At 67.4% G+C, this 19,446-nt stretch carries 15 protein-coding genes; 9 read left to right on the top strand and 6 right to left on the bottom strand.

All coding sequences use genetic code 11. From position 1 onward, the window contains the following. Window positions 1-53: 53 nt before the first annotated feature. Entirely contained in the window at window positions 54-479 is a 426-nt protein-coding gene (locus E5P2_RS00570) for an adhesin (protein WP_162565245.1), read from the bottom strand. Window positions 480-658: 179 nt separating this feature from the next. Beyond that, a complete protein-coding gene (locus E5P2_RS00575; RefSeq protein ID WP_162565246.1) occupies window positions 659-1,996 on the bottom strand; it encodes an MFS transporter in 1,338 nt (445 codons plus the stop codon). Window positions 1,997-2,156: 160 nt separating this feature from the next. On the opposite strand from E5P2_RS00575, the gene cyoA reads away from it, so the two are divergent. The 7 genes from cyoA (at window position 2,157) to E5P2_RS00610 (ending at window position 8,992) form a co-directional block, all read left to right on the top strand. Next, on the top strand, window positions 2,157-3,227 hold the full coding sequence (cyoA, locus tag E5P2_RS00580; RefSeq protein ID WP_162565247.1) for a ubiquinol oxidase subunit II: 1,071 nt from the start codon (window positions 2,157-2,159) through the stop codon (window positions 3,225-3,227). 33 nt (window positions 3,228-3,260) lie between these two features. Further along, window positions 3,261-5,282 carry a cytochrome o ubiquinol oxidase subunit I gene (gene cyoB, locus E5P2_RS00585; RefSeq protein ID WP_162565248.1) on the top strand — a complete coding sequence of 674 codons (2,022 nt, stop codon included), beginning with the start codon at window positions 3,261-3,263 and terminating at the stop codon, window positions 5,280-5,282. Further along, window positions 5,279-5,917: a cytochrome o ubiquinol oxidase subunit III gene (cyoC, locus tag E5P2_RS00590; RefSeq protein WP_162565249.1), complete on the top strand. Its 639-nt coding sequence runs from the start codon at window positions 5,279-5,281 to the stop codon at window positions 5,915-5,917. Before cyoB ends, cyoC begins: the two co-directional genes overlap by 4 nt. 106 nt (window positions 5,918-6,023) lie before the next feature. Continuing rightward, window positions 6,024-6,383: a cytochrome o ubiquinol oxidase subunit IV gene (gene cyoD / locus E5P2_RS00595; protein WP_162565250.1), complete on the top strand. Its 360-nt coding sequence runs from the start codon at window positions 6,024-6,026 to the stop codon at window positions 6,381-6,383. After that, the gene (locus tag E5P2_RS00600; protein WP_232080533.1) at window positions 6,380-7,168 is read left to right on the top strand and encodes an SURF1 family protein; all 789 of its coding nucleotides are present in this window, start codon (window positions 6,380-6,382) and stop codon (window positions 7,166-7,168) included. The genes cyoD and E5P2_RS00600 overlap by 4 nt, the downstream gene beginning before the upstream one ends. Beyond that, entirely contained in the window at window positions 7,165-8,466 is a 1,302-nt protein-coding gene (locus E5P2_RS00605; RefSeq protein ID WP_162565252.1) for an ATP-binding protein, read from the top strand. Before E5P2_RS00600 ends, E5P2_RS00605 begins: the two co-directional genes overlap by 4 nt. Next, window positions 8,456-8,992 carry a response regulator transcription factor gene (locus E5P2_RS00610; protein ID WP_162565253.1) on the top strand — a complete coding sequence of 179 codons (537 nt, stop codon included), beginning with the start codon at window positions 8,456-8,458 and terminating at the stop codon, window positions 8,990-8,992. Before E5P2_RS00605 ends, E5P2_RS00610 begins: the two co-directional genes overlap by 11 nt. A 13-nt stretch (window positions 8,993-9,005) precedes the next feature. Here E5P2_RS00610 and E5P2_RS00615 read toward each other — a convergent pair whose 3' ends face one another. Continuing rightward, complete coding sequence (locus E5P2_RS00615) at window positions 9,006-9,884, bottom strand: DUF5672 family protein (protein WP_162565254.1); 879 nt, start codon at window positions 9,882-9,884, stop codon at window positions 9,006-9,008. A 264-nt stretch (window positions 9,885-10,148) separates the two neighbouring features. Here E5P2_RS00615 and E5P2_RS00620 point away from each other — a divergent pair, with 264 nt between their 5' ends. Then, the gene (locus E5P2_RS00620; protein WP_162565255.1) at window positions 10,149-14,237 is read left to right on the top strand and encodes an autotransporter outer membrane beta-barrel domain-containing protein; all 4,089 of its coding nucleotides are present in this window, start codon (window positions 10,149-10,151) and stop codon (window positions 14,235-14,237) included. Between the two features lie 21 nt (window positions 14,238-14,258). Here E5P2_RS00620 and E5P2_RS00625 read toward each other — a convergent pair whose 3' ends face one another. The 3 genes from E5P2_RS00625 to E5P2_RS00635 form a co-directional block, all read right to left on the bottom strand. After that, a complete protein-coding gene (locus tag E5P2_RS00625) occupies window positions 14,259-15,461 on the bottom strand; it encodes an ammonium transporter (protein ID WP_162565256.1) in 1,203 nt (400 codons plus the stop codon). Between the two features lie 180 nt (window positions 15,462-15,641). Further along, complete coding sequence (locus E5P2_RS00630) at window positions 15,642-17,048, bottom strand: MFS transporter (protein ID WP_162565257.1); 1,407 nt, start codon at window positions 17,046-17,048, stop codon at window positions 15,642-15,644. 186 nt (window positions 17,049-17,234) lie between these two features. Beyond that, window positions 17,235-18,005 (bottom strand): AraC family transcriptional regulator, encoded by a 771-nt coding sequence (locus tag E5P2_RS00635; protein ID WP_162565258.1) that lies wholly within the window; start codon window positions 18,003-18,005, stop codon window positions 17,235-17,237. 180 nt (window positions 18,006-18,185) lie between these two features. Between E5P2_RS00635 and E5P2_RS00640 the strand changes: the two genes are divergently transcribed. Continuing rightward, window positions 18,186-19,379: an MFS transporter gene (locus E5P2_RS00640; protein WP_232080534.1), complete on the top strand. Its 1,194-nt coding sequence runs from the start codon at window positions 18,186-18,188 to the stop codon at window positions 19,377-19,379. The last annotated feature ends 67 nt before the right edge of the window (window positions 19,380-19,446 follow it).

Raw genomic sequence — 19,446 nt, forward strand, 5'->3', positions numbered from 1 at the left:
GTGAAAAAGCCCGCAACGCGCGAGCGCTGCGGGCTTGCCGAGGCCGACCTCGACTACTTCTTGACGCCGACCGAGCCCGACCCCTGGGCCTGGCCATTCACGCCCGCGCCGCCGAGCGAGCCCGCGGCGCCGGTCACGCCGTTCAGCGTGCCGCCGACGGTGTGGGTCACACCGCCCACGGCACTCGTCGCACCGCCGACCGCACCGGTGGCACCGCCGACCACGCCGCCGAGCGTGTTGCCCAGCCCGCCTGCCGCATTGCCCGTGCCGCTCGTTCCCGCGCTGGCGCCGGTGTGGGTCTGTGCGCCGGCGCCTGCGGTGCCCTGCTGCGGTGTCGCGCTGGTCTTGCCCGAGGCATTGACATCGGCGTTCACGCCCACGCCCACGCCGAGGTTCTGCGCATTCGCGATCCCGCCTGCGGCGAGCAGGCCTGCGAGCAAGGCGCCGAGAACGAGGGGTTTGTGTTGCTGCATCTTCATGGGTGACGGTCCCTTTCATTGAATGGTCACTGATGGAAGAACCGGCTTTCGGCCAGTTCCCGGTGAACCGTAGGGGACGGGACGCAGTGCGCCTTGTGCGCGACAGTCGCGCGTGGCTGTGGGAGGTGGCCGTCGGCGAAATGGGAGGCTGGCGCGTTGGCGCCGCGCCGCGCGGGAACTCAGTCGCGCACTTCCATCGCGCGATTGAGGCGCAGCGCCGCCAGCGTGCAGGCCGCGCCCGACAGCAGGTACACGCTGACATAGGCGAGCCCGAAGTGCGCCGAGAGCCCGAGCGCCACCAGCGGCGCGAAAGCCGCGCCGATGAGCCAGGCCAGGTCGGAGGTGAGCGCCGCGCCGGTGTAGCGGTAGCGGGCGCTGAAGTTGGAGGTCACGGCGCCGGCGGCCTGACCGTAGGAAAGCCCCAGCAGCACGAAGCCCAGCAGGATGAACGCGTCCTGTCCCACTCTGCCGCCATCCATCAGCAAGGGCGCGAAGCCGCTGAACACGCCGATCAGCGTGGCCAGGATGCCGAGCGTGCTGCGCCGCCCGATGCGGTCGGCGATCACGCCGGACGCGATGACGGCCGGGATCGCGATCGCTGCGCCGATGATCTGGACCACCAGCACCTCGTTGACCGGCTGCGTCGAATACAGCGTGATCCACGACAGCGGGAACACGGTGACCAGATGAAACAGCGCATAGCTCGCCAAGGCCGCGAAGGCACCGATGAACAGGTTCGAGCCCTGTGCGCGCAAGAGCTCGCGCACGTCGCAGGGTTCGAGTCCGCGCTCGCGCAGCAGCTCCGAATATTCGTCCGTCGCCACCAGCCGCAGGCGCGCGAACAGGGCCACCACGTTGATCGCGAAGGCGACGTAGAAGGGATAACGCCAGCCCCAGTCGAGGAAATCGTCCGACGACAGATTCGCGTGCAGGAACAGGAACAGCGCGCTGGCGATGATGAAGCCGATCGGCGCGCCGAGCTGGGGAATCATCGCGTACCAGCCGCGCTGCTTGGCCGGGGCGTTGAGCGCCAGCAGCGAGGGCAGGCCGTCCCACGAGCCGCCGAGCGCGATGCCCTGGCAGAAGCGCAGGATCGACAGCAGCACGATCGATGCGAAGCCGATGCTGGCATAGCCCGGCAGGAAGGCCATGCCGGCCGTCGAGATGCCGAGCAGGAAGAGCGCGACCGTGAGTTTGGCGCCGCGCCCCCAGCGGCTCTGGATCGCCATGAACGCGACCGAGCCGAGCGGCCGCGCGATGAAGGCGAAGGAGAAGATCACGAAGGCGTAGAGCGTGCCTTCGAGCCGCTCCTCGAACGGAAAGAACACGGACGGGAACACCAGCACCGACGCGATGCCGTAGACGAAGTAGTCGAAGTATTCGGAGGCGCGGCCGATGATCACGCCGATGGCGATCTCGCCCGGCGCGACGCCGGAATGGTCGGGGGTCGTGAGCCGCGCGTTGGATTCCATCGAACGCGTCGAAGGCTCGGCGGGATGCGGACTGATGCTGGACATCATGCGTGCTCGTGGTTCCGGTGGTGTGTCATGCGAACACCCGAGGTTCTCACCGCTGGCGAAATTTAGCCATAGGACAAAACGTCCAATAGCTTCTGCGCGTCATTGGTCGTAGATTCTGCATGTTCCAGATCACGCCCACCTCTTCTTTCTTCCGGCAATGCCTTCGCTCAAGAACCTTCGCGGACTGCTCCTGCTCCCGGCCGTCGCTCTGCTGGCCGGGTGTAACGCGGTGTTGCTGAATCCGTCGGGCGACATGGCGGTCCGGCAGCGCGACCTGATCTACATCTCGACCGGACTGATGCTGCTGATCGTGGTGCCGGTGATCGTGCTGATCCTGCTGTTCGCCTGGCGCTACCGGCAATCCAACCGCGAAGCCACCTACACGCCCGATTGGGACCACTCGACGCAGCTCGAACTCGTCATCTGGGCCGCACCGCTGCTGATCATCATCGCGCTCGGCGCGCTGACCTGGATCAGCACGCACACGCTCGATCCCTACCGTCCGCTGCAGCGGCTGGACAACGGGCGCGAGATACCGGCCGACAGCAAGCCGCTGGTGGTCGAGGTGGTGGCGCTCGACTGGAAGTGGCTCTTCCTCTATCCCGAGCAGGGCATCGCCGTGGTGAACGAGCTGGCGGCGCCGGTGGACCGGCCGATCACGTTCAAGATCACGGCCTCGTCGGTGATGAACTCCTTCTTCATCCCGGCGCTCGCCGGCCAGATCTACGCCATGCCGGGCATGGAAACCAAACTGCACGCGGTCATCAACAAGCCGGGCGAGTTCGAGGGCTTCTCGGCCAACTACAGCGGCGCGGGTTTCTCCGGCATGCACTTCAAGTTCCATGGCATGAGCGCGGGCGATTTCGACCGCTGGGTGCAGTCGGCCAAGGCCGGCGGCGGCACGCTCAACCGCAACGGCTACCTGCAGCTCGAGCGCCCGAGCGAGCGCGATCCGGTGCGCCGCTACGCCAGCGTCGCGCCCGGCCTGTACGACGCCATCCTCAACCGCTGCGTCGAGAGCAACAAGATGTGCCTGAAGGACATGGCGGCGATCGACCAGGACGGCGGCCTCGGCATGCCGGGCAGCTACAACCTCGCGTCGCTCGACCCCGCGATGCGCACGCGCCTGGGCGTCGACGGGAAACCCGTGCGCAGCTACGTCGCCGCCATGTGCAGCGTCAACGATCCGCCCGACGCGCCGTATCTGGCCGCGGGCCGGCCGAACTGAGCCGGCGACGGCTCCCCACATTCCGGACGCACGATGTTCGACCATCCCGACCTCACGAAGCTGATCTTCGGCCGCCTCACCTGGGAGGCCATTCCGTACCACGAGCCGATCCTGCTCGCGACCTTCATCGCCGTCGCCATCGGCGGCATCGCGATCCTCGGCGCGCTGACCTACTACCGCGTATGGGGCTACCTGTGGCGCGAGTGGTTCACCAGCATCGACCACAAGAAGATCGGCGTGATGTACATCGTTCTCGGCCTGGTGATGCTGCTGCGCGGCTTCTCCGACGCGATCATGATGCGGCTGCAGCAGGCCGTGGCCTTCGGCGATTCGACGGGCTACCTGCCGCCGCACCACTACGACCAGATCTTCACCGCGCACGGCGTGATCATGATCTTCTTCGTCGCCATGCCGCTGGTCACGGGGCTGATGAATTTCGTCGTGCCGCTGCAGATCGGCGCGCGCGACGTGGCCTTTCCCTTCCTCAACAACTTCAGTTTCTGGATGACCGTCAGCGGCGCGGTGCTGGTGATGATGTCGCTGTTCGTCGGCGAGTTCGCGCGCACCGGCTGGCTGGCCTATCCGCCGCTCTCGGGCATCGCCTACAGCCCGGACGTCGGCGTCGACTACTACATATGGTCCTTGCAGGTGGCGGGCATCGGCACGCTGCTGTCGGGCATCAACCTGATCGCGACCATCGTGAAGATGCGCGCGCCCGGCATGGGCCTGATGAAGATGCCGATCTTCACCTGGACCGCGCTGTGCACCAACATCCTGATCGTCGCCGCCTTCCCGGTGCTGACCGCGGTGCTCGCGCTGCTGGCGCTGGACCGTTACGCCGGCACCAACTTCTTCTCGAACGACTTCGGCGGCAGCGCCATGATGTACGTCAACCTGATCTGGATCTGGGGCCACCCCGAGGTCTACATCCTGGTGCTGCCGGTATTCGGCGTGTTCTCCGAAGTGGTGTCCACCTTCGCCGGCAAGCGCCTGTTCGGCTATGCGTCGATGGTGTACGCGACGATCGTCATCACCATCCTGTCGTACCTGGTGTGGCTGCACCACTTCTTCACCATGGGGTCGGGTGCGAGCGTCAATTCCTTCTTCGGCATCACGACGATGATCATCTCGATCCCGACCGGGGCGAAGATCTTCAACTGGCTGTTCACCATGTACCGCGGCCGCATCCGCTACGAGGTGCCGATGCTGTGGACGGTCGGCTTCATGGTCACCTTCGTGATCGGCGGCATGACCGGCGTGCTGCTTGCGGTGCCGCCGGCGGACTTCGTGCTGCACAACAGCCTGTTCCTGATCGCGCACTTCCACAACGTGATCATCGGCGGCGTGATCTTCGGCCTCTTCGCCGGCATCACCTACTGGTTCCCGAAGGCCTTCGGCTACACGCTCGATCCGTTCTGGGGCAAGTGTTCGTTCTGGTTCTGGCTGGTGGGCTTCTATCTTGCCTTCATGCCGCTGTACGTGCTCGGCCTGATGGGCGTCACGCGCCGCCTGAGCCATTTCGAGGATCCGTCGCTGCAGATCTGGTTCCAGATTGCGGCCTTCGGCGCCTTCCTGATCGCGCTCGGCATCCTGTCCTTCATCATCCAGCTGGTGGTGAGCTTCCGGCGGCGCGAGTCGCTGCGCGACACCACCGGCGACCCGTGGGACGCGCGCACGCTCGAATGGTCGACCTCGTCGCCGCCGCCCGCGTACAACTTCGCCTTCACGCCGCGCATCCACGACAGCGACGCCTGGTGGGACATGAAGAAGCGCGGCTACGTGCGGCCGCTCGCGGGCTTCATCCCGATCCACATGCCGAAGAACACGAGTGCGGGCTTCATCCTGGCGATGCTCAGCGCGGTGTGCGCCTTCGCGCTGATCTGGCACATGTGGCTGATCGCCGGCGTCGCCTTCTTCTGCGTGCTGGCGGTGGCGATCGGCCACACCTTCAACTACCAGCGCGACTTCCACATTCCGGCCGACGAGGTCGTGCGCGTCGAAGGCCATCGCACGCGCCAGCTGGCCGCGCTGCAACCCGCGGGAGGCCGGGCATGAGCGCCGTGATGGCTCCCGCCGCGAGTGGTGCATCGGCGCCGGATGCGCCGCACTTCTACCTGGCCGAGGAACATCACGTCGAGAACGGCACCCTGCTCGGGTTCTGGCTCTACCTGATGAGCGACTGCCTGGTCTTCGCCTGCCTGTTCGCGGTCTATGCGGTGCTGGGCCGCAACTACGCGGCCGGCCCTTCGGGCGCCGACCTGTTCGAGCTGCCGCTGGTCGCGCTCAACACCTCGATGCTGCTGCTGTCGTCGATCACCTATGGCTTCGCGGTGCTGGAGATGCAGCGTGACCGCCTCAAGCCGATGCTGGCCTGGCTGGCGATCACCGGGCTGTTCGGCGCGGCCTTCCTTGGCATCGAGCTCTACGAGTTCACGCACCTGATCCAGGACGGCGCCGGCCCGCAGCGCAGCGCCTTCCTGTCCTCGTTCTTCACGCTGGTCGGCACGCACGGGCTGCACGTGACCTTCGGCACCATCTGGCTGATCACGCTGATGGTGCAGACCGCGCGGCGCGGGCTGATCGCCGAGAACAAGCGGCGGCTGATGTGCCTGTCGATGTTCTGGCACTTCCTGGACGTGGTGTGGATCGGCGTCTTCACCTTCGTCTATCTGATGGGGACATTGAAATGACCCCCAGGCTTGCCCACTTCGTGTGGCCGCCCACCCCCTTGCAGGGGGCAACACCAGCGGCCCGGCAAAGCCGGTTCCGCGGTGTTCCTGGAATGGAGCAATTGCAATGAACGCAGACCACGATGGTGCCGGCGCGAGCCACAGCACGCTCAAGGGCTACATGACGGGCTTCGTGCTGTCGGTGATCCTGACCGCGATTCCGTTCTGGCTCGTGATGGGCAAGGTGTTCGACAAGTCGAGCACGACGGCGATCGTGATCCTGGCCTTCGCGGCGGTGCAGATCGTGGTCCACATGATCTACTTCCTGCACATGAACACCCGATCGGAAGGCGGGTGGTCGCTGCTGGCGCTGATCTTCACGATCGTGCTCGTCGTCATCACGCTGAGCGGCTCCCTATGGGTGATGTACCACCTCAATCACAACATGATGCCGATGTCGACGCAGGACATGAAGTCCATGCCTTGACGCCGCCGCCGCAACGCCATGCCGCACGTTCCACGGCCGCCCGGATCGGGCTGGCGGCGTGTGCCGTGGGGGTCTTCGCGGGCTTCGTCGCGCTCGGCACCTGGCAGGTGGAGCGCAGGGCCTGGAAGCTGGACCTGATCGCGCGCGTCGAAGCGCGCGTGCACGCGCCGGCCGTTGCGGCGCCCGGGGCAGCGCAATGGCCGCAGCTGAATGCGGCCCATGACGAATACCGTCATGTGCGCGTGAGCGGCATCTTTCTTCACGACCGCGAGACGCTGGTGCAGGCGAGCACCGAGCTCGGCGCCGGCTTCTGGGTGCTGACGCCGCTGCGCATGCAGGAGGGCGGCGTGGTGCTGGTCAACCGCGGCTTCGTTCCGCCCGAGGCGCGCGAGCCGGCGGCACACGCGGCGGCCGAGGCGGATGCACCGGCGAGCGTGACCGGCTTGCTGCGCATGACGGAGCCTGGCGGCGGCTTTCTGCGCCACAACGATCCGGCCGCGAACCGCTGGTACTCGCGCGATGTGCAGGCCATTGCCGGCGCGCGCGGGCTCGACCCTGTCGCGCCCTTCTTCATCGACGCCGACGCGGCGCCGCGTGCAGCCGGCGCGCCGCGCGCATGGCCGGCCGGCGGGCTGACGGTGATCAGTTTTCCCAACAACCATCTGGTCTATGCGATCACCTGGTATGCCCTCGCGCTGATGACCGCGCTGGCCGCATGGCGCGTCGCACGCGAGGAGACCGGCCGCCAACATCGCCATGCCGACGAGAATGCGGGACGGCCATGAACCAGCCCGCGAGCCTCGACGACGCCACCGGCCTGCAGAACATGCAGCAGCTGATCCAGCTGCGCTGGATCGCGGTCGTCGGCCAGGTCGTCACGATCGCGATCGTGCACTTCGGTTTCGGCATCCGCCTGCCGCTGGGCGCGATGACGGCGGTGCTGGCCTGCCTCGTCGCCTTCAATGCTGCGAGCCTGTTGCGCTGGCGCGCGCATCGCGAGGTCACCAACGGCGAGCTGTTCTTCGCGCTGCTGGTGGACGTGGGCATGCTGACCGCGCAGCTCTATCTGAGCGGCGGCGCGACGAATCCGTTCGCCTTTCTCTATCTGCTGCAGGTCATCCTGGGCGCCGTGCTGTTGGAGGCCTGGTCGACCTGGACCATGGTCGCCGTCACCGGCGCCTGCTTCGCGGGGCTGGCGCTGCTGTCGCGGCCGCTGACCCTGCCGCTCGATCACTACCGAGGCCTGGCCAGTCCGTACATCCAAGGCATGCTGATCTGCTTCGCGCTCAACGCGGGGCTGCTGGTGATCTTCATCACGCGCATCGGCCGCAACCTGCGTGCGCGCGATGCGCGGCTGGCGGCGTTGCGCCAGCGCGCGGCCGAGGAAGAGCACATCGTTCGCATGGGCCTGCTGGCTTCGGGCGCGGCGCACGAGCTCGGCACGCCGCTGGCCACGCTGGCCGTGATCCTCGGCGACTGGCGCCGAATGCCGGCCTTCTCGTCGAACCCCGAACTGCTGCAGGAGGTGGGCGAGATGCAGACCCAGGTGTTGCGCTGCAAGTCCATCGTGAGCGGCATCCTGCTGTCGGCCGGCGAGGCGCGCGGCGAGTCGTCGGCGAAGACGACCATCGGCACTTTTCTCGGCGAGCTGGCCGAGGATTGGCGCGTGCGGCATCCCGGCATCGACTTCGTCTACGAGAACCGCTTCGGCGCGGACTTGCCGATGGTGTCCGACTCGGCGCTCAAGCAGATGATCGGCAATCTGCTCGACAACGCGGGCGAGGCCTCGCGGCGATGGGTGCGCCTCGAAGCGGCGCGCGAAGCCGATGCGCTGACCCTGACGGTGACCGACGACGGCGCCGGCTTCGCGCCCGGAATGCTGGCGCAGTTCGGCAAGCCCTACCAGTCGAGCAAGGGGCGGCCGGGCGGCGGGCTGGGGTTGTTCCTGGTCGTCAATGTGGCACGCACGCTGGGCGGCGTGGTCGCCGCGCGCAACCGGCCCGAAGGCGGCGCCGTGGTGCAGCTCACACTGCCGCTGGCGGCGATCACGCTCGAAGAGGAGGATGAAGAAGATGGAAGCTGATCGCCTGCTGTTCATCGTCGAGGACGACGCCGCCTTCGCGCGCACGCTCGGGCGCTCGTTCGAGCGGCGCGGCTATGCGGTGATGAGCGCTTCCAACCTGGGCCAGGTCGAGGAGCTCCTGCGCGCGCATTCGCCGGGCTATGCGGTGGTCGACCTCAAGCTCAACGGCGAGGCATCGGGGCTGGCCTGCGTCAAGACCTTGCACGCGCACGATCCCGAGATGCTGATCGTGGTGCTGACCGGCTTCGCCAGCATCGCGACCGCGGTCGAGGCCATCAAGCTCGGCGCCTGCCACTATCTGGCCAAGCCTTCCAACACCGACGACATCGAGGCGGCCTTCGGACGTGCGGCGGGAACCACCGAGGTCGAGCTGACCAGCCGCTCCACCTCGATCAAGACGCTGGAGTGGGAGCGCATCCACGAGATGCTGGCCGAGACCGGCTTCAATATTTCCGAGACCGCGCGCCGGCTCGGGATGCATCGGCGCACGCTGGCGCGCAAGCTGGGCAAGCAGCAGGTCAAGTGAACGGCGTGATCGGCTAGGAGGGCTCCGGCGCGAATTCGATCGTGTAGCCGAGCCGCTCGAACACCTGGAGGATTTCGCGCTCGCCATACCACTGGTCCAGTTGCGACAGCGGAACCTCGCTGCGCAAGGTGAGCGGCGACAGGCTCGCGAGTCGGCGCACCTTGGCATGGTGGCCGAACAGTTGCAGCGCATTCCAGCCGTGGTGGAGGGCCGGGCCGGCATGCTCGATGGAGAAGCGGCGCGCGACATCGACGGAGGCAAAACGCAGTCCCGCATCTTCGAGTGCAGGGCGCAGCACGCCGCTCAGCTGCACGTCTTCCAGCAGCGGCCGATGCTTCCAGTGCATCGTGAGCGGATGGCCCTCGACCGCATCGGGCGGCGGGATCTCGACGCGAATGTGGGGATGATCGATGAGTGCACGCATGAAGCGGCGGCTTCGCAGGCTGAAGCCGCCGTTCTGAACTGGGGTCACGACGCAACCCGGGCGGCCGTAGTCCTTGCTCCACTCGAAGCGCGTGGACCAGTAGGACGCTTCGGGCGTGACGACGCGAGCCAGGTGGATCGGTGCCCCGACGTAGTCGCAGTCGAGAAACTCGTCGTTCCAGTTGGCTGCGTTGATCACCCAGCCATCGTCCTGCACGACCAGCGCGAACTCGGTCGGCACCACGCGCCAGAGCGCGAACATCATGAACCAGCTGTACTCGTGGTAGTTCATGGATGCCAGTGCGATATGGCGGATGCCGGCAGCCAGACCATCGGGCGCCTGCGGGCAGCACAGCACGGCGCGGCTGCCGGGCATTTGCGCGAGGCTGTGCTGCAGTGCGCGCGCCGCGCCGCCGGCGTCGGGCAGGCCGGTGACCGAGATCAGTGTGATGCGCTCGAACGCGTGCATGTTTCGCTCAGCCGGGAAAGCGCGCGCAACGCGTGCCAGACGCCGCGATGGAAGGCGCACGTGTGCGCCTTGGCATTACGGTCTTCCCACAGGCGCGGTGTCATACCGCGCGATGCTACTGCCGTGCAGTGGAGATTTGCTGTCGCTGACTGCGCCAGCAGGTCCTGGAATCTCGCTTTTTGTCGCAATCGTCACGATGGGTCGGCATTGATTTTTACATTCAATGCGTCGCCAACACGCGAAGAGCAAACAGGGAGTTCCGCCATGAACAAGATCCACCGCAGTCTCTGGAACGCCGCGCTCGGTGCCTGGGTTGCCGCCCCCGAAAACACGCCCGCGCGAGGCAAGCGAACGTGCAGCGCTTCGAGCACGGCGTGGACGTGCGTCTTGATGGCCGCGCTGTCGTGCCTTGGTCTGCCCATCGCCCACGCCGCCGGCGGCAATGGCGGAGGCTTTCAAAGTGGCGCAGGCGGCACTGACGGACAGGACGGAGGCGATGGCGTCGGACAAAGCTTCGGCGCCGGAGGCGGGGGCGGGGGCGGAGGCGGTTCCGGCGCAACTGTCGGGGGAACGGGCGGCTCGGGTGCCGGTGGCCGTGCCGGCGGAGCGGCAGGCCAGAACGGAGCCAGCAGTGACGGGACCGAAGGAGACGGCGGTGGCGGTGGCGGTGGCGGCAATGGTGGGGCCAATGGTCAGACGAGCGCAGGACCGCTCGAAGTCTCTGCGTCGTCGATGGGTGGCAATGGTCAAGCCGGCGGCAATGGTGGTGCGAGCGGCTTCAACGGCGGAGCCGGCGGCGGCGGCGGCGGCGGTGGTGGCGGCATCGGCCTGCTGGGGACGGCGGCGGCGCAGTTCGTCAATCAATCCACCATCAGCGGGGGCACCGGGGGCGATGGTGGCCGCGGGGGCGTAGGCATGGGCGATGGCAACGGCGAAGGTATAGGCGGCAATGGCGGGAGCGGCGGTGATGGCGGCACGGGCGTCGGCATCACGGCGTCGGGCGCGACCTTGACGAACGCCAGCAACAGCAGCATCACGGGAGGCCAGGGCGGAAAAGGCGGTGTGGGCGGAACCGGAGACGGCCCTGGCGATGGCGGCAGGGCCGGCGCGGGCGGCCATGGAGGAGCGGGCGTTTCCGGGGCTGGCCTGACAGTGATCAACGGCGGAACGATCGAGGGTGGCCTGGCGGCCGATGGCGTCACCCGCGCCAATGCCATCGCATTCACCGGCGGCAGCAACGTGCTGACTCTGCAGTCCGGCTGGGCATTGATCGGGAACATCGGCGTCAGCGGGAGCCTGACCTTCAATCAGGCCATCGCGGTCGATCTGGCGAATGTGATCACCGGCACGGGTTCGGTTGTTCAGCAAGGCCCCGGAGCACTCACGCTCGATGGCGTCAACACCTACAGCGGCGGGACCGCCATCCGTGCCGGCACGCTGGCTGTTTCTTCCGACGCCAATCTCGGCGCAACCTCGGGTGGCCTGACCCTCGATGGCGGCACGCTCCAGACCACCGCGAGCTTTGCGACCGCGCGTGCCGTCACCCTTGGGAATGGCGGGGGTACCTTCCAGACCGACGCCGACCTCGCGTCCACCGGCGTCATCTCAGGGCCGGGTGCCCTCGCCAAGACCGGCATCGGCACGCTCACTTTGTCCGGCGCGAGCAGCTACACCGGCCCGACGAACGTCAATGCGGGCACGCTGCAGGCCGGCGCGGCGAACACGTTCGCGTCGGGCAGCCGGTTCACCGTGGCAGCGGGTGCCGCGCTCGACCTCCACAACTTCAGCCAGACACTCGGCTCGCTCGCTGGTGCCGGCAGCGTGAATCTTGGCACGGCCACGCTGACGGTCGGCGATAGCACGAGCACGACTTACACGGGCGCGATCTCGGGCGCTGGTGGCTCGCTGATCAAGGTCGGCACGGGCATGTTCACGCTGTTGGGTGCCAATGGCTATACGGGCGGCACCATCATCACCGACGGCACGCTCGCCGGCAGCGCCGCGAGCTTTGCTACCGGCCCGATCACCGACAACGCCGTCCTCGTCATCGATCAACCCAGCGATGCCACCTTCTCCAATCCGATCTCGGGCAACGGCACCCTCACCAAAACCGGTGCCGGCACGCTGACCCTCGGGGGTCCCAACACCTACAGGGGCGGCACGAGCTTCAATGGCGGCGTGGTCTCCGTATCCAGCAACGTGAACCTGGGCGATCCCACAGGCGGCCTCAGCTTCAACGGCGGCACGCTGCAGACCACGAGCAACCTCACGATGAATCGGGCCACGATCCTCAACGGATCGGGCACGTTCGACACGGACCCGGGCATGACCCTGACGCAGCAAGGCGCGATCAGCGGCAACGGCACGCTCGTCAAGACCGGTGGCGGCACTCTGACACTCGCGAGCCCCAGCGGCAACAGCTACACAGGCGGCACCGCCCTGCACACAGGCCAACTTGCAGTGGGCAACAGCACCGCCCTGGGCACTGGCTCCCTGGCCATGGACCCCGGCACCACGCTCGCTTTCGCTGCCGACAATCTCACGCTCACCAACCCGATCGCCTTCACCGGCGCGGGCGACCCCACCATCGACACCGGCGCCTTCACCGCCACGCTCGCCGGCGGCATCACCGGCACGGGCGACCTCGGCAAGATCGGCAGCGGCACCTTGGTCCTCGGCGGCACCAACACCTACACGGGTGCCACCATCGTCTCTGAAGGCACCTTGCGCGCAGGTGCCGTCAATTCCCTCAGCGCCGCCTCCGCACACACCATCGCCGCCGGCGCCACGCTTGACCTGGCCGGCTTCGATCAGACCCTCGCAAGTCTGACCAATGCCGGCACCGTCTACCTGGCCGGCACCGCGCCCGGCACCACGCTCACCGTCACCGGTGCCTACGTCGGCAACGGCGGCATCCTGCGCCTGGCCACCACCCTGGGCGACAGCGCCAGTGCCAGCGACCGCCTCGTGCTCAACGGCCCCGGCGCCAGCGCCAGCGGCCACACCACCGTGCAAGTCGTCAACACCATGGGCCTGGGCGCGCTCACCAGTGGCAACGGCATCGAACTCATCGGCGCCCTCAACGGCGCCACCACCACCGCACAAGGCACCAAGGACGCCTTCGCGCTGCAGGGCGGCCATGTGGATGCGGGCGCCTACGCCTACACCCTGCAGCCCGGCGACGCCGCGGGCGCGGGAGAGAACTGGTACCTGCGCTCCACCAGCACACTGCCGCCGCCACCACCACCACCACTACCGTCACCGTCACCGTCACCGTCACCGTCACCGCCACCGTCACCGTCACCGCCGTCACCGCCGGCACCACCAGCACCACCACCTCCACCCGTGCAAGTGCCCAGCTACCGTGCCGAAGTCCCGCTCTTCGCTGCGCTGCCCGAGCAACTGCGCCAGGGCGACCTCGCGATGCTCGGCAATCTGCATCAGCGCATCGGCGACGACGACGTGCAAGCCGCAGCCAAGGCCGGCCTGCAGGGAAGCGCCCCCGACACCCCTTCGTCCACCGGCAATCGCCGCGCCTGGGCACGCGTCCTCGATACCCGCCGGGACATCCGCCAGGACGGCACCGTCAGTCCTCACAGCGGCGGACGCCTGACGGGCGTACAGGCTGGTACCGACCTGTTGGCCGACACCCCTTGGCACGCAGGCCTGTACGTCGGTCAGCTCGACGGCAGCATGAGCGTCCACGGCTTCGCGCTCGGCCAGCCCAGCCTCGCCGTTGGCAGCAACAGCCTGCACAGCCAGTACCTCGGTGGCTACGTCACCTGGACGAATGACAGCGGCTTCTACGCCGACGCCGTGCTGCAGGCCGGGCGCCATCACTACGACATGCAGGCCCTGGACAGCCTGCCTCTCCACGGCAAGGCCACCAGCCTGAGCGCCTCGCTCGAAGTGGGCCAGGCCTTCGTGCTGGGTGAGGGCTGGCAGATCGAGCCGCAGCTGCAACTCGTGCATCAGCACCTTGCGCTGGACGACGCCAACATCGCCTCGGCGCTGGTGCGCCAGGAGGCCGGCAGCGGTTGGCTCGTGCGCGGCGGCGTGCGCGTGAAGGGCGACATCGCCACCGCGGCGGGCAGGCTGCAGCCCCATGCGCGGCTGAACCTGTACCGGGCCTCGAGCGGCAGCGATGTCGCAAGCTTCGTCACGCCGGCAGCGACGACGTTCATCGCCAGCCGGACGGGTAGCACCGCCGCCGAGTTGGCTGGGGGCTTCACGCTCGCGCTCAACGACAGCACCAGCCTCTACGGCGAACTCGGCAGGCTGTGGGCCTCGGGCGGGCAGGCGCGCGTGAGCAGTTCGATCGGCGCTTCGCTCGGGCTCAGGGTGCGCTGGTAAGACGCGCCGCGGCCTGGCGAATCACCAGTTCGCCTCGCGCTCCGGCGTCGCCGTGATGTGGTGGATCGACAGGTCCGCGCCGTCGTACTCCTCTTCCTGCGTCAGGCGCAGGCCCATCGTCGCCTTGAGCGTGCCATAGACCGCGGCGCCGGCCACCAGGGCCCAGGCCACGCCGAGCGCGACGCCGATGCATTGCGCCAGCAGGCTCACGCCGCCGATCCCGCCCAGCGCCTTGCTGCCGAAGATGCCCGCCGCGATGCCGCCCCAGGTGCCGCACAGGCCATGCAGCGGCCAGACGCCGAGCACGTCGTCGACCTTCCACTTGTTCTGCACCAGCGTGAACATGAGGACGAAGATCGCGCCCGCCACGCCGCCCACCACCAGCGCGCCGAGCGGATGCATCAGGTCGGAACCGGCGCACACGGCCACCAGCCCGGCCAGCGGCCCGTTGTAGACGAAGCCCGGATCGTTCCTGCCGAGCGCCAGCGCCACCAGCGTGCCGCCCACCATGGCCATCAGCGAGTTCACCGCGACCAGACCGGAGATCTTGTCGATGGTCTGTGCGCTCATCACGTTGAAGCCGAACCAGCCGACACACAACACCCATGCACCGAGTGCGAGAAAGGGAATGTTCGATGGTGGATGCGCGCTCAGCGAGCCGTCGCCGCGGTAGCGGTTGCGGCGCGCGCCCAGGAGCAGCACGGCCGGCAGCGCCAGCCAGCCGCCGACCGCATGCACGACCACCGAGCCTGCGAAGTCGTGGAACGGACTGCCGGTGAGCGACGCGATCCAGCCCTGGATGCCGAAGGCCCCGTTCCATGCGATGCCTTCGTACAGCGGGTAGACGAAGCCGACGATCACCGCGGTGGCGATGAGCTGCGGCCAGAACTTGGCGCGCTCGGCAATGCCGCCCGAAATGATGGCCGGGATGGCGGCCGCGAAGGTGAGAAGGAAGAAGAATTTCACCAGCCCGTAGCCGCTCTGGAGCGCGAGCCGATCGGCGCCGACGAAGAAATGCGTGCCGTAGGCGATGCCGTAGCCGACGAGGAAATACACGATGGTCGAAACCGAGAAGTCGACCAGGATCTTGACCAGCGCATTGACCTGGTTCTTCTTGCGCACGGTGCCCAGTTCGAGGAAGGCGAAGCCCGCGTGCATGGCCAACACCATGATGGCGCCGAGAAGAATGAACAGCGCGTTTGCGCCCTGATTGAGTGCGTCCATGGGGAGTTTTTGTCTTGAGTTGGTGCGCTTCGTCCGCCTTGCACGGATGCGTACCAATCGCAAGCAAAAATGGTGCCCGTGGAGCGCGATCCTGGTGCCGATTGCCTGGGGCCATGGCGTCGCGCACCGAAAAAGCACGCGCCGTCGGGGCGAGAGGCGATCCTCCGATCGCCCCGCTGCTCAGACGCCGGCCTTGGCCAGCCTCGCGTCGGCCATGGCTTGCGCCCGCAGTCGGTCGTATTCCAGCTTGTCGACGGGCGCTGCGCCCGATTGTCCGAGGTCGTTCAGATGAACCCGGTAGGTCTCCCGCGCAGTGAAGGCGGCGATCGCCGAGATGACCGTCACGCCCAGCGTGATCGCGCCGATGGTGAGCGGCACGTTGGTCGAGCCCGGAGGCGCCACGGTGGCGAAGAGTGCCGGCAGCAGCGCGGTGATGGTCGTGCCGATGTTCTGCGAGATCGCCATGGCCGAGACCCGGGTGCGCGTGCGGAACAGTTCGGGGTAGAAGCTCGGGAAGACGGCGTTGTAGCCCTGGTAGACGATGCCCCACATGAGCAGCGAGGCGGCAATCGCCAGTGGCACGTTGTGGATGCTGATCGCGTAGAGATACAGGAACGACAGCAGCCCGGCGCCGAGCGCGCCGACGACGATCGGCGGCTTGCGGCCGATACGGTCCGAGAGATTGCCCACATAGGGAATGACCAGCACCGCCAGGATGTTGCCCAGCACCGGAATCCACAGGTAGATGTCCTTCTGGAAGCCGATGCCGTAGGCCGGCTGCACCGCGTAGGCCGCACCGAACACCGTGGCCACCACGGGGATCACGTTCATCAGCGACATGCAGACGACGCGGATCATGTCCCGCCAGCTGAGCTGGAAGGCCTGGATGATCGGCGCCTTGGGCAGCTCGCCGTGCTGGCCTTCTTCGGCGAAGGCGGGCGTCTCCTCGACCTCGCGGCGGATGATGTAGCCCGCCACGATGACCACGAAGCTGAGCAGGAAGGGAATGCGCCAGCCCCAGCTGTTGAAGGCGTCCTCGGGCATGAAGTGCGCCAGCGGCAGGAAGACCGCCGCGGCCAGGATTTGCCCGGCCTGCACGCCCTGCAGCGTGAAGCTGGCGAAGAAGCCGCGCCGGCCGAAGGGCGCGTGCTCCAGGATCATCGAGCTGGCACCGGAAATCTCGCCGGCCACCGCGAAGCCCTGGATCAGCCGCAGCGCGACCAGAAGCGCCGGCGCCCACAGCCCGACCTGGTGGTACGTCGGCAGGAGCCCGACCGCCATCGTCGAGAAGCCCATGAGGAACATGCAGACGATCAGGACCTGCTTGCGGCCATGGGTGTCGCCCATGTGCCCGAGCACGAAAGCGCCGATGGGCCGCGCGACATAGCCGACGCCGTAGGTCGCGAGCGAGGCGATGATAGCGATCCTCGGATTTCCCGAAGGAAAGAAGATCTGGGGAAAGATCAGCGACGCTGCCGTCGCGTAGATGAAGAAGTCGTAGTACTCGAGCGCTGAGCCGATCCAGCCGCTGGCGGCGGCCTTTTTCGACTGGGGATTGGCGCGCTCGTGTTTCTCGGGGTTGGCCATGGTTGTCTCCGTGGTGGATGAATCGGATAGCGGATGTGCAAGTCACGCTTGTCCGGACCCGCGGCGCCACTGTACGAACGACGCAGCCTTCCCCACAACGCCGCGGGACCCATCGCCGATCGATCATCGATCGGTGACGTTCACCATGCGCGCGAAATACGGGTAAAACCTAGGTCGGGCAGGTGTTCAGCGGAAGAACGCGCTCGGCGTCTGCCCGAATTGCCGCTTGAACATCGTCGCGAAGGCGCTGGGGCTGTCGTAGCCGAGCGCCAGTGCGATCTCGACGACTTTCTCGCCGGTCGCCAGCCGTTCCAGCGCGCGCAGCAGGCGCGCCTGCTGGCGCCATTGACCGAAGGTCATGCCGGTCTCGCGCGTGAAGAGGCGCTGGATGGTCTTGACGTCGACCGCGAGAAGCCGCGCCCAATGACTCAGCGTGGACACGTCGCCCGGCCGTTCGAGCAGCCGCGCGCAGATGCGCCGAAGCCGCGGATCCGCCGGTTGCGGCAGGTGCAGCGGCAGCACGGGCAGCGCTTGCAGTTCGTCCAGCAACAGCCGCATCAGGCGTCCCGCGCGCGAGTCCTCGGCATAGGGGTGTTCGACCTCGATCGCGGCCAGGATCAGCTCGCGCAGCAGGGGCGAGATGCCCACCGCCTGCGAGCGCCGCGGCAGCTGCGGCGCGGCGTCCGGGCGCACGTAGATGCTGCGCATGTGAACCACGCCGATGCAGCGGATCCGATGCGTCAGTTCGGCCGGCATCCAGATGCCTCGCGTTGGCGGCACGATCCATTGGCCGCCCTCGGCGGCCACCATCATCACGCCGTGCACCGCGTAGATCAGCTGGTTTTCGGCATGCGCATGGCTGTCGATCACGTGGCCGGCCGGGTAGTCGATCGCCCGGCTGGTCACCGGCATGCCGCTGCGCCGGAACTCGGCAAGAAAATGCGGGGTCGGGGTCATGGCGATGCCGGAGGAGGCGGATGTCCTTTTCGCGAAGATCGAGGCCCGAAGGGCGCGAGACAGGCAAACATCCTATCTCTAACATCCGGCCTTCGTCCTGTCTCAACGAACGCGCGCGGCAGCGACCGCGCCCAGCCCATGTCATCGACTGCTGCCTCTTCCACCGCTCGCCTGACCCCCATGACGGACCGTCCGAGCGCCTCGTTCGGCGTGCTCGGCGCGATCAGCGCCTCGCACATGATCAACGACATGATGCAGTCGCTGATCCTGGCGATCTATCCCATCCTGAAGGGCGACTTCCACCTGAGCTTCGGCCAGATCGGACTGATCACGCTCACCTACCAGTTGACCGCCTCGCTGTTCCAGCCGCTGGTCGGCCTCTACACCGATCGCCGTTCGACGCCCTATTCGCTGCCGGTCGGCATGAGCTTCACGCTGATCGGGCTGATCCTGCTGGCCTTCGCACCGAGCTTCGCGATCGTGCTGCTCGCTGCGGCATTCGTCGGCACCGGCTCGTCGATCTTCCATCCGGAATCGTCGCGGGTTGCGCGCATGGCTTCCGGCGGCCGGCATGGGCTGGCGCAGTCGCTGTTCCAGGTCGGCGGCAATACCGGCAGCGCGCTCGGGCCGCTGGTCGCGGCGGCGATCATCGTGCCGTTCGGTCAGCGCAGCGTGGCATGGTTCGGGCTGGCCGCGCTGGTCGGCATCCTGCTGCTGACGCAGGTCAGCAAGTGGTATGCGGTCCAGCAGGCGGCCGCCAAGGCGCGCCCGGCACAACGTGCGGCCGTGCCGCCGCTGCCGCGCGGCAAGGTGATCGGCGCCATCGGCGTGCTGCTGCTGCTGATCTTCTCGAAGTATTTCTATATCGCCGGCATCAGCAGCTTCTACACCTTCTACCTGATGGACAAGTTCGGCGTGTCGGTCCAGAGCGCACAGGTCTATCTGTTCGTGTTCCTGTTCGCCTCCGCGCTCGGTACGCTGGTGGGCGGGCCGGTCGGCGACCGCATCGGCCGCAAGCCCGTGATCTGGGCATCGATCCTCGGCGTCGCGCCCTTCGCGCTGCTGCTGCCGCACGCCGATCTGTTCTGGACCACGACGCTGACGATCATCATCGGGCTGATCCTGTCCTCGGCGTTCTCCGCGATCCTGGTCTATGCGCAGGAACTGATGCCGGGCAAGGTCGGGATGGTCTCGGGCCTGTTCTTCGGTTTCGCGTTCGGCATGGGTGGCCTGGGCGCCGCACTGCTGGGCCTCCTGGCCGATCACACCAGCATCGACTTCGTCTACCGCGTCATCGCCTACTTGCCGCTGCTCGGCATCGTCGCGGCGCTGCTGCCGAACGTCGAGCGGCCGCGCCGCTTCGCGACGGCCTGACGGACGCGCGCTCTCGGCATCGGCGGCCGGTCGCGCACCCGGTCGCCGAGCACTCGCTCGGGCAGCG

It is taken from the genome of Variovorax sp. SRS16 (assembly GCF_901827165.1).
GTDB lineage: Bacteria > Pseudomonadota > Gammaproteobacteria > Burkholderiales > Burkholderiaceae_C > Variovorax.